Source organism: Longimonas haloalkaliphila, from assembly GCF_055379825.1.
On record NZ_AP043948.1, the window covers coordinates 3,059,978 to 3,072,604 of the forward strand.

At 58.5% G+C, this 12,627-nt stretch carries 2 protein-coding genes; both read right to left on the reverse strand.

Going from position 1 to position 12,627, the window contains the following annotated elements:
• Positions 1-52: 52 nt before the first annotated feature.
• Positions 53-11,317, reverse strand: coding sequence for a LamG-like jellyroll fold domain-containing protein (locus ACZ48V_RS11990; protein WP_464539448.1), 11,265 nt, complete (start codon positions 11,315-11,317; stop codon positions 53-55).
• Between the two features lie 436 nt (positions 11,318-11,753).
• Positions 11,754-12,548, reverse strand: coding sequence for a DUF92 domain-containing protein (locus tag ACZ48V_RS11995; RefSeq protein ID WP_464539450.1), 795 nt, complete (start codon positions 12,546-12,548; stop codon positions 11,754-11,756).
• Positions 12,549-12,627 lie beyond the last annotated feature (79 nt).

Genomic DNA, 12,627 nt, shown 5'->3' on the forward strand with positions numbered 1-12,627 from the left:
ATTTCAGGCGCATGCCAGATGCGACATACGCCCGATTCAGGACAGCGGAAGCCTACCGCACGATGGTCATCTTCTCGGAGGCGCGGTAGTCGCCCACGCTCAGGCGATAGAAGTAGACGCCGCTGGCCAGACGACTCGCGTCGAATGGAATCTCGTGCCATCCACCGCGCATCGACTCATCGGCGATGGTTTGCACGCGCCGTCCGAGCAGGTCGTACAGCTCAACCGTAACGTGATCTTCTTCCGGAATCGCAAACCGTAGCGTAGTGGTTGAGCGCACCGGATTGGGGAAGTTCTGCTCCAGCACAAACTCGCCAGGCCCCCAGTCGTCAGGCAGATCACCCACGTTGAATCGCACCGGCTGGCCCACGGTACCCAGCGGCTGGTTGCTCTGGAACGCGATGCTGCTCGGCAGGCGCTCAGCAGGCACGGTGTCATCTACGCCCTCTATTCCACCCAACAGGCGCACGCGCTCGTGCACCTGTCCGGTGTGCGGGTTGAAGAGCCGGAAGGTAACCTCTTGGTCGGAGCCGAGATCACCGTGCACCGTCAGGAAAGCTCGGTACGCATCCCCCTGCCTCTGCTGCACCTGCTGCGGACGCGCCACGCCACGCAGATTTCCGTCGACGAATGCGCCGAGGCGGGTCCGCGGATCTGAGAGCGTCGTTCCATCGGACTGCAGCGTGGCTACGACTGCCATGCTTGTCTCGTAATCGGCCGGCACGACGGTCCACTCTGGCATGGCGTCAGAGACGGTGCGCTGCATGCGTGCTGCTTCGTCTTCGGAGGCAGATGCCATCGCGGCATCGGCACTGAAGAGGACCGGCACCTCGGCCATGAGGCGTGGTCCTTCGCTGGAGGGTGCGGTATCGGGCGCCGATTCCCCCACGGCGCGTACCCGCACGGTGGTCTGTGTGGGTGGTTCAGTGGGATACGTGAGGGTTGCCTCTTCGGCAAGCCGCACGAAGTACCCCCGCCCCGGATGCAGCGTTTCGAGCGACCCGAGCCAGCCTACGTTTTCGTTGACGTACTGCGCAAAGGCCGTCTGACTCTTGATGATGTCGCCCGGCTCAGGAGCAGGCTCAAGGTCCTTCAGCGCATGGTTGATCGGCATGGCCTGCTGTGGCAGGAAACCGACCCAGTTCCATCCGGCGGTAAGGTCAATGGGCTGGTCAGCAGCCACCGGCTCACCGAGCAAGAAGAGCGTGCTGGTTTCAGCCAACTGGATCAGGTAGCCGGCTCCCGGCTCGATCGTGCTCAACGAACCAACCCAGGTATTCTGGCTTCCTTCAAACTGGCTAAAGGCCGTCTGGCTCTTAACGAGGTCGTCTTCTTCAGGGATGAGCGTCGAGAGCACCTGGTTAACCGAGTTTCCATCTTCGGTCTCTGTATTCACTGAGATCCAGGTCCACCCTTCAGCCAGAGGCACCGACTGCATAGATGCATCGGTAGCTGTGAATGTGATAGGGGCGGTTGCATCCCCCAGCACGTTGTTGGCCTGGAACGGATAGGTTTCAGCCGCCTGAAAGACCGTGCACTGTTCGCTATCCCAGATCTGGAAGGTTACTGTTTCGCCTGCTTGCCGGTCGCTCGCGATGTTCAGGAAGGCCCGGTAGGTCGTCTGCCCGGTGCCACCGTCGACAGGCTCAAGCGAGGCCACGCCACGCAGCTGGCTCCCCACAAACGCAGCGACCTTGTCGCCAGCTGTTGTAGAGACCCCGTCGCCACCAAGCGTTTCCGGGATGACGAGGCGAGCGGTGGCATTCATCGTGTACGCAGCCCCCATCGGAGGCGTCCCAAAGGGAGCCGTGCAGGTAACCTCGGCTGTAACGTCGAGCTCCTGCCCACCCACAGCCGAATTGGCGCGAATGCGGTCCTGATAGGTTCCTTTTTCAAGTGCGTCTGACACGTTGAATGTGATGGCCCGCTGCTGGCCTGCAGGGAGCGTGCCCGTGGGCTCGTCGAGCGTCAGCCAGGAATGGTTCATCCAGTCGGTGCCGTAGGTATCGCTTTCGAGCGCATACACAACCGGCTCAGGACTTCCATTGGTGAGGACCTCTTCAAAGAGGCCTGTACTCTGAAACTCAACCTCTGCGGTTGTGGCGGAGCGCTGCCAGGCAAACTGCTGGCGCCGCACATCGAAGCTCCACGTCTCGGTGTCGGAGAGCGGATCGGCGGTGTCGAGCGGGTTTCCTGCAGGATCGGTTACGCCGGGCACCATCTCACCTTCTATGTCAACGGTACCGCGCACCTCTGCGGTCAGGATCTGCGCTTCGTATGCGTTGTAGCCTCCGGCCTCACGCGGTTCGATCACGATCTGGTCTCCGGTGCACTGAGCGTTGATGGCGATGCGCTCGCCGGCTTGATCCAGCAGCACAAGCGTCGGGGATTCGCCTTCAGTAACGACCGACCCACAGTCGATCTGCTCGTCGAACTGGACCGACACCGTGCCTCCGAAGGAGAGCACCTGGTTCGACGGTTCAGGCGTAGCAAGCACCTCGGGGCGTTTGGTGTCGATCTGGCCCAGAGCCGGCGGCGAATAGACGCGTCGGTCAGCCCCGTCGCAGAACGAGTACGCGCGCAGCTCATACTCGCCATCGGGCAGGTTGGTAACCTCTTGCCAGGCACTGACGAGCTCGTAGCGCTCGCTTGGACCGGTCATCCGGTTACCCGAGGCACGCACTTCGTCGGCCTCTACCCGGAATGCGTCGGTCCAGCCTTCCTGACCGGCACGGCGGTGCTGCAGCCCCACCTCTTGCAGCTCGCGCGGATCGGTGAGGCTAAAGTTGCTGAGGATGGTTTCGAGGTCGTCATCGGCAGCGTTCACCGTCCAGTTTTCTCGTGGACGGAACAGATCAACGTCGGTGCAGGGCGCTTCGAACTGAACGCTTACGCTAAGCGTGTCGGCCATCTGCAGGTCGGCTCCGTTCTGCCAGAGCGAGCGCTCGCAGGGCGGGTACATCATGATCTGGAGATCCTCGTAGCGGTAGCCCGTGGCTCCACGCGCTACCTCCAGCGTGACGCGCTGCGAGCCGTCTTCGCCGGGTTCGAGGTAGTATTCAAGGGCTCCGCCGAGTCCGTTTCCGTTCAGTGAGAGCCGGGCGCCATTCGGATTGCTGGAATGGATCTGCCGGATCTCGTAGCTGGCTGCTTCACCGCTCGGACTGTCGTTGGTCAGCGTGAGCTCGAACACCGCCGGCTCGTCGGGGGGAACGCCCTCTCGAATGGGCGAGCCGTTTGCCTGAAGCACGGCTTTGTAGCGCGGCACAGTACCGTCGATCTCGGTGCCATCGAGGCGGGTGATGGGCCCCTCTACCGGACAGCTGCTCTGCCCACCACGCAGGTCGAACACCGGTGTGTTGTAGACCGGGTCGTCTTTGATGTCGACCGTGAAGTAGTCGCCTACGTCGCCATCCGACAGTGTATAGCCGACCGTACGCGTATCTTGCGTAGACACGCCTGCGTTCACGGCCTGTCGCAGCGCGCTGGACGCCGTAAACTTGCCCTTAATACCGACGCCAGACTCTGTCACTTCAAACCCAACAAAGGCGTCCAGTTTTGCCTTGATGGAGGTCTCAAACGACCAGTCAAAGTTACTTTCACTGGTGCTTGAGAAGGTGTAGTTAGCCCCTGCATCGAATGAACGATTTTCAACGAGTGCTGCTTCTGTCTTCAGGCTATCGTTGTAAAGCAGATGCCCCATCCAAGCTGAGGAGTCAGCCTGGAGCTCAGCGAGGCGGGCCGCTGCCTCTGTGTTACCTGCATCTGCCTGTCGGCGTGCGTCGTCCATCAGATCGCTCAGGCGCGGGAGCAGGCTGTTTTCAATGTGGAAGCGCGAGAAGGCATAGATGGTGTCGAACTCTTCAGGCTCGTAGCCCACTTCCGTAAACCGCTCCAGCTCACAGCTCCCTGTATCGGTCTGCTCGAGCACATCCGTCTCCGCAAAGAGCATGTTCACCGCTGTTCCGATGAAGACATCCCCCTGCTCCCCGGTCAGCACCGGATTTGTAGATGTAGAGAAGCGTTCCTTGGACTGCGCACAGATACGCGATCCAAACTTATTCACCGCCTCCCAGGTGAGTTCAAAACTGACCCCCAGCTCGGTTGTCAGTTCTGTTTTTGTCACGAAACCAAGTCCTTTGTAGAACTCAGCTCCTCCTGAAATCGATGCTTCCTGTTTTAGGCCTTTCGTTAGCGTGGTTGTTGTGCCAACGGTACGGCAGAAGCGAGCGCCTTCCTCAACAAATGAAGAGGAGCCATCACCAGGAGGGTTGCGCAGAATCTGGAGCGGGATGGGGCCGGTCTGTCCCGATACAAAGTCAGTCCCTTCGCGAGTGCGGCGGCCTTCAATGAGGGCCCAGGTGGTCGACGTTGCGGTCCGCCCGTCTACATCCGCCGACGCGGTCAGGGCCTGTTGGAAGGTACGATCTACCCCGTCGACCTCACGCGAGGTGAACGATGGTTCTCGGGCCACGGTTGTGTCTTGCGCCACACCATCCTCAATTTCGAGGACACGCGGTTCGTTTTCCGTGCCCCTCCACTCATCAAACACCTGCACTTCTCCTTCAGCAACCGGACAGCGCCCTGCGTCGCCATAGTCTTCAGCGACGAGGATCTGATACGGAATCTCGTCGCCGCTCTGCTCAAGCACGGGCACATTGGCTACCGTTCGGTTCTCAATCGTGAGGCCACCGCTGCACTGTGGGGTGCGCTCGGGCAAGCCTTCGAACGACACAGCAAGCGGAGCCCGGTAGGTTACATCGAGCGTATCGCTGGTAGCTGTCAGGTCGACTTGCTGCGTTCCGAACGCGTTCTCGAAGAAGCTCAGGATGTCGGTTTTGCTGAGCCCGTTTGGCACGTCGCTGACGTTTGCCACGCTCACGTTATACGTCAGCGGTGGAAGATCGTCGATCACGTACTCAGGGTCTGACCCCGTGTCGATCGAAATAGTGCGGCTGAAGCACTGATCTTCCGATTCAATGAGAAGATCAACGACCCCGATGTCGATGCCGCAGCTCCCCCCGCCGGCCACGCCCCGCAGTGTGCGTTGCGTAGTCTCGACAAAGTCCAGCCCCGCCTGGTTGTCGTTCACGTCGATCTCGTACGCTTCGTCTCCGCTCGCACCGGCTACCCGGAAGAAGCGAGGTTCATTTTCGTCTTCAGGGGTTTGAACGCCTTCGGGATTCGGAGCCAGAGTATACGACCCCGACTCTGCAGCAAGCGAGTAGAATCCGTCGCTGTCTGTTTGGCCAGCCACCTCACCGTCGAGGGCAATGGGCAGATCGGGAACGAAGCACTGCGATCCGGCAACCTGTACGCTTCCTTCCAGCGTGTAGCTGGATATATCGGTGAACCCGACTTCGTTTTGAACCGGATTGCCCGTACTCAGCGTGATCTCGGTGCGGGCTGGGTCAAACTCACGGCTTTCCCGCGAGGGTGTTACCTGAAAGGTTGTTTCGTTGCCGTACCGGATACCGGCGATCTCGTAGTTGCCCTGGTCATCGGTACGGGCACATACCTCCAACGGCGCTGCGACTTCGCTCCGATACGCTCCTCCCTGAAACACGGCATAGCCTTGCCCCTCAGTGTCGGTGGGATCGGCCAGCGCAGCACCCGTTCCCTGCTCTACGGGCCAGTATGCCTGGAGTCCGCGTTCCGCGCCTGTTAGGCCCTGGAAGCGATTCGTACGGATCTCGTCTTCAGAGCGCACGTGGTCCCAGACCCGCACCTCGTCAATGAGCCCCTGGAAATAATTCGCTTCTGCAAATCGGCTGCCGATGTAGATCGGCCCGTCGCCTTCATATCGGCCATTGGATAGGTCGCTTGCTACCTCTTCGCCATCGCGGTAGATGGATCGTTGCCCGCTGTCTCGCTCATACGTGACGGCCCAGTGCTCCCATTCTGTACTTGGCGACGTAGTTACGTTGAGATCATTGCCCCAGAATGCCAGGGTGAACGTGTCTGCAGATCGGAATCCAATGTTTAATCCTTGATTGCCGCTCGCTTCTCCCTGTGTTACCACATACTGACTCGCATCGCGGGCCGTACGCTTCACCCAGAACGAGATAGTGAAGTCTCCCTCATTTAGAACGACCGGGCTACGCGTAACGGCTGTGCCCTCAACGCCATCCAGCTGCAACGACCGTCCAGGAGATGGCAGCACGCATACGTCTACGTCTTGCACACCGCTGCTCTGCAGGGTGGCAATGCGCCCCGTAAGCGCTCCATCGGGCGGACGGTACCCGTAGTCGCAGGCCCGTGCAGAAACAGCATCGCTGGCGAACGCCTCGACGCAGTACTCCGAGACCAACCCCGGACGCGCATCGTTGTCGTCGAAGTTTGTATCCGAGGCACCGACGGTTCCAATGTCGCTTCCGTCACGATAGATGCGGTATCCATCCACGTTGGACACGTCATCCCACCGGATGCGCACCTGGCTTTCACGCGTGCCGTTGGCGGCGTTTACGTTAGACGGTGCCTCTATGTCTGGGTCAATGATGCTGAAAGATGATCCTCCCAGACGGCCGGAATTGATTCGGATGCCATCGTCTCCGCTTGATGCTAATCTGGGACTGGTCACGCTGGGTTCACGCAGCGCAATAACGGTATTAAGCTCTGAGCGCCTGAGCAGCTCATCTCGTTCAAAGAGCGCATTACTTTCTTCAGGTGTTCCAATCTGATTTTTATACCAGACAAGCTGCCCGTTCTCTTCTTCAGCTTCAAGGCTTGCAACAATGTCATTGCGTCCATTGCCGTTCACATCGCCAACGGCAAGCGCCCCTATAGCGACCTCCTGATTTTCAACATCGTAGGTGTTGGTGCTACCGGTGCTATATCGCCTCTCGAGCCCACCATTATATTTGAGTATGGTAATCTCATTTGTAGCAATCAGTACATCGGGAAAGCCATTGCCGTCGAAGTCTGCAATGTCCACCTGAGTCACCACCTGGGTCTCCCTACTACCCTCGTAGACTTGACTGCCCGCCCGGCTGATGGCAATCCTGTCTCTGCTGGATTCGTTTTTATATGTAAACAGCCAATCTGTGTCTCCTTCCTTGTGCCAAATGACCAGGTCCGGTCGTCCCCCGCTATATATATCGGCTACATGTATCTCGATGGGCACTCTGTCTGGGCCGACCGATGTGATAATGGAGCTATCAAATGCAAACGTTCCGGTTGGGCTATTTTTGAATATCTTAACCGAGGATTCCGAGGAGACCCGATATGCAACCAGAAGGTCTAATGCGCCACTTTCATTTAGATCTGCGAGCTCAATATCATTGATAGCTGTCGTTTCTGGATCCCAGGACTCATCCAGTTCGCTGACCTCAGCGATTATCGGTTGCTCTGTGAAATTGCCCCCTCCATTGTTTTCAAAGTACCGTACGCCTCCACTTGTCTCTGAAGCAACGAGGATATCTTCCCGCCCGTTACCACTAACGTCTCCAGTAGCGATAACAGGGCTGCTCCCGATGTCTTCGGCTATTGGATTTTGCCGATTGAATCTGTCTTCCCCGTCGTTTCGATACCAGCCAAGTACGCCCGATACGCCGTCTACATAAACGACATCTATGGATATATTACCCTCAACATCAACGAACGCAAATGCGTCGGCCTGTCTACCGAAGATCTGTTGGCCTCGACCTAAAACGGGAATGCCCTGCCCCTCTGCACACGTCTCTTCGGAACGCGCGCCTCCGGCCCCAACGGTCTGCACACAGTACGTGTGCTCGCCAATTCCGTCAACGGTGTCATGGATGAATGACGAGCTTTCAGCGGCCAGTCCTTCGGCAAGCAACTGTCCGTTCTTCTCGATCCGGTAGCCTGTGTTTACGGTCGACACGTCATCCCACGAAAGCACAATCCGGCCTTCGTATCCCGTAGACGCTCGCAACGAGACAGGGGGCTGGAGGAGCGTAAATCCGGTAGCACGAGCAGACGAGGACTCGCCATACGCATCAAAGGGAATCACCGTGTAGGTGTACTCAGCCCCTACGCCAATGCCTTCGGTATCGGTGTATGTGGTGGTATTCTTGTCGAGTTCGGCCACGAGTTCGGCTTCGGCTTCGCCATTGAGACCACGATACACCCGATAGCCGTCTTCGGCGCGCGATGCATCGACCCACGTCAGTTCAATTTTTTCTTCGAAGGTGCCTGCACTCGCCGTAAGCTCTTCCGGTGCGTTGAATGCACGCGACCCCGTCGCTTCTATCTCGCCCGACCGGCCCGGGGCTTCGCTGCGCTGGTAGATGCGATACGCATGCTCTGTACCGGGCGTAGACGTTGCATCGGTATATTCGGTACGCGACGCCGGGATCACCTCAAGCGGCGTCCCGTCGCGGTAGATGTGTGTGGAGTCGGCCACAGCCGAGTTGTTGGTCCAAATGAGGCGCACCACCCGTTCTTCACTGCCATCGCTGGCTTGCAAGTCGGTAGGCGGCAGCAGGTGGCGGCTTCCCGTATCGCACACCTGGTCTGAGACGACGCCCAGGTCGGTGACGGCCTCGATGCAATATGTGTGCTGCGTGTCGGCTGTGGCGCCGCGATCCTCGAACTGGTTTTCAGGTACCGAGAGCGTCTGGATGCGCTCGCCGTCGCGATAGATGCGGTGAATAGCTGCCTGCGTGGCATCGGTATCCCACTGCAGGGCCACGCGATCCTCATGCGTACTGTCGGTCGCCGTGACAACGGAAGGCGCGAGCACCTCGCTGCGCTGTCCCCAGTCTACCCCCGGCGTGGAAAGCCCCCCGTCCATAGCCACAGCAACAACGTGGTAGACGTACGGCAGGCCCGGTTCAGCGTCGTTATCGGTGAACGCTGTGCGTCCTGCGCCAAGCGTGGACACCTGCTCGCCCAGATCGGGACGTAGCACGTCGCCTACCAGCGGTTCGGGCGAATCCCCACCGCGCGCCCAGGTCAGGCTCAGTTCAGGCGTTCCTACGGTGTGGACGTACTCTACGCGCATTGCGTAGGGGCGTGCCTCCAGCTCAATCGGAATCGACAGCCCGATGTTCTGCGGGGTTGGTCCGCCCTGTATCCCGCCTTCAGCAACCAGCTCGTCCTCGATCCATACCTGAGCAGGGCCATTCGATTCTATCGTGAATGCGTAGGTATCGGCTTCGTCGATGTCGAGCACGGCCCGGTAACGAAGCGCAAAGGGATCGTTATCGGGAGCCGGATCGGCTGTAATTTCAGGCACCACGCCCATCGCGTCGGGACGCAGCGCATCGAAGTCGGGCAGTCCGATGAATCCGCCTGCGGTGTACTCGTAGCTGGCCCCCGGCACCGCATCCGCCAGGCTAAACACACGGCTGGATGCGCCGAGGGGACGCCGGTAGACATGGTAGGCATCTTCAGCTGTTGCCCGGTCGTTCCATGTCAGTTCAATGCGGTCGTCGTGCTCGTTTACGGACGCAGTTACCTCACCAGGAGTGGGTAGACGCCCCCGAATGCCTGTGTCGCATGCCGCGCGCGATACAAATCCTTCAACGGTCTGGGTGCGCACGCAGTACTCGTATTCCACGCCGAGTTCGGCAGTCTCATCGCTGAAGGTCCGCGCATCGGGGATTGTTGTTGCGAGCACGTCCTGTTCATTCGAGCCGAGCGGTGAGCGGGTGATCTCGAAGCCGGTGTTGGCTCCATCCGGCTCCCACGTAAGGAAGATGCGATCGTCGTACTGACCGTCGGAAGCACGTACGTTCAGCGGGGGCAGCGCAACGCCCGAGCGGCCCACCGCACAGTCGGATTCGGAGGTGTAGATGTCGTCTTCAATCGCCGTAACGCAGTACTCATGCGGCACCCGGTCGACGGAAACGACTTCCATTGGAAAAGCGCGTCCTTCAAACGACGGTCCGTTCCACGTCAGGTCAGGAACGGGTCGAGGCAAGAAATTCTCATCACCCTCCTGACCGTAGATTAGCTCAAAGTCATGCGTACCAGCCTGCAGCACTGCCGATGCGAACAGGCTTCCGCCCTCTTGTTCGCCGATGATCTCTCCGTTGATGCGAATCATGGCTACGTGGTTGAGCTCCAGGCCAAACCCAGTGGCCGAAGCATACTCAAACTGATAATCTCCTGTCTCGGGTACGCTCAACGTAGCCCTGTGATAGACTACGTAATCATCATTGTTAGGCACCGCAGGGGGCTGCACGCCTGCCGTAATACCTGATGCGATGGCTTCAATCTCGTCGAAGTCTGGAAGGGTCGCCTGCCCCATCAGACCAGGGGCTTCGTAGTAGTCGTACGACATCCCATGCGTGCGCTGCATGCCGTCGTCGGGCAAGGAGAGCACGGCAGGAGATAGCTCTTGCTCCTCAATGCCTGGCCCTTCCCAGATTACACCCTGCCGCCCGTACACGTCCTGAAGCGACTCAACCATGATGGTGTGGGTCCCCTCGCCCAGCGAGATTGAGCCAGATGCAGGCGGTGAATTTTGCTTCTCGACGATAACGTCGCCATTGATTAGCAGGCGTCGCGCATCCTCTGAGATGCTAAAGGTATAGACTCCAGCTTCATTGACTGTTAGCGTAGCATGATGGCGTACTGGGAAGAACGTTTCCCTATCAAAGATAGCAATGGGCAACGAAACTCCCACGATCTGGTCGCTCAGCCCGCTGGTTACGGGAACTTGTTCGTCCAGGTTAGGAAAGGGATCGCCGTCACTAATGCTCGGGTAGATATCGACGGCTACGCTTGCACGGTCTTGCATCACATCGACAAACTGGCGCGCCCCCGGCTGCAGTCGCGCCACTTCTGTGCCATCCCGTGTTATGCGATATGCATCGTTGACGGCGGAGCGGTCGTCCCACACGACCTCAATCTCTCCGACGCGATTTCGGTCGCTGGCCGTTGTGTTTGCAGGGGGGTTAAGCTCACGGTATCCCGAGTCGCAGAACGGTCCGGCTTCGCTGATGCCATCGTCGGCGATCAGGCAGTATTCGTACACCACCCCTGCGAATCCATCAGTATCAGAGAAGAGCGTTGCATCGCTGGCTGCCGTGCCTATGCGCGTAGCGCTCTCGCTAATCGTGCCGTTCACCTCCGTGTCGCGATAGATCTGAAGATCAACCTGCGACGAGTCGGGCCCCAACTCAGGCCATGTAATTTCTACTCGATTCTCAAACGTTCCGTTAGAGGCCTCAATCCCGCTTTCCTGCAAGAGCGGGAGCGGAACCGGCTGCTGCGCATGCGCCTGAACCGGGAGCAGCAGAAGGACCAGAAGCGCAGAAGCGCCTAATACGCTGCTGAGGATACGTTCCGGACCGGCCAGGTTATTTGTTACAAAATGTAACAGCCGAGGTGTGTCGCAATTGGGCATACTGTGGGGACGGTGTTATATATGCGTTACAAGCGTATCCCACAATAGCCAAATGTGGGGTGTCAAACTTGTCCAAACGTGCCAAATAATTAACGATCCGTGTCAATATCTACACTTTTTGTCTATTCCAACCTACTTAATGGGGTAAATATACCACTTTATGTAGCTTCGTTGTTTTATTTTGAGCAAAGGATATTGTTTACGATTTTACCATACTCATCCTGCGTATCGGATAAAATCGCATATCAAATCCGTCTGGTTTTTCTTCAATCGGGTCATGTCATGGCTTTACGTGACTCCATAGTGACAGATAGGCCAAGACTCTTCTTATCAGGAAGAACTGCATCAGTACGTGCTGTAAAGGTTAATTGGATGCCTGTATTTGAACCTTCAGCAACCGTCCTTACAGAGGTAAATAATACCCATTTGATGGCCCCTACAACCTGAGAAGAGCACTTGCGAGTCCGAAGAAGGTACCGACCAGCGTTGCTATTCCATTTACGCTGTTGTTTGCGATATGCGTGCTCCCCTGCACAAGGGTGGCATTCTGAGACTCCGGGGCATCCGTACGATCTCCACCATCTGCACTGGCATACTGCGCCTGGAGGGTTGCCCCGAGTATGCTGTCTACCAGACTTCCCACGATGCCTCCGAGCGTGATCCATGCTGCTGCAGCTGCCGATAGGCTGCCCAGCACCGCTGCAAGAACACCGATGGTCCCAGCCCCCACCACGCCTGCTACCGTCCCAGCACTTGATACGGCGCCCGAGACGCCCGCTTGCACCCGTTGCCCACTGCGTAGCGACCATGCGCTGGAGCGCCATCGCGTACCTATCTCTGTGCCCCACGTGTCTGCTGTAGCAGCGGCCAGACTTCCTGCAAAAGCGGGGTACGTCCACTCGGCTCCAATCCAGGGGGTAAGTGCCAGTGCTGCCCAGGCCCAGCCGCCATTGGCCATCACCTGCACAGCGGTTCGCGGCCCCTCATCTTTGTTCATGACGTCTGCGGGTGCCTTGTTGAAAAGACGCCCGATCAGACTCCCCGATGCCACAAATGCGAGGAGCGGCACCGCCCAGGCTGCTCCTCCTTGCACGACGGCATGCGCCCCAAATAGGCCACCGAGCAGCGCTCCCGCCGGCGTTAGCCACCTCATCTTGTAAACAATACTTCCGATAACCGCCCCGATACCAAGGACGGCCAGCAGGTCAATATATGGCACGTGAATCAGCATACATGTTAGGCAGTGTCCGAAAACGCTCTGCGGTCGCGTATCCCAAACCAGAACGCCCCGCCATCACGAAGATGACGGG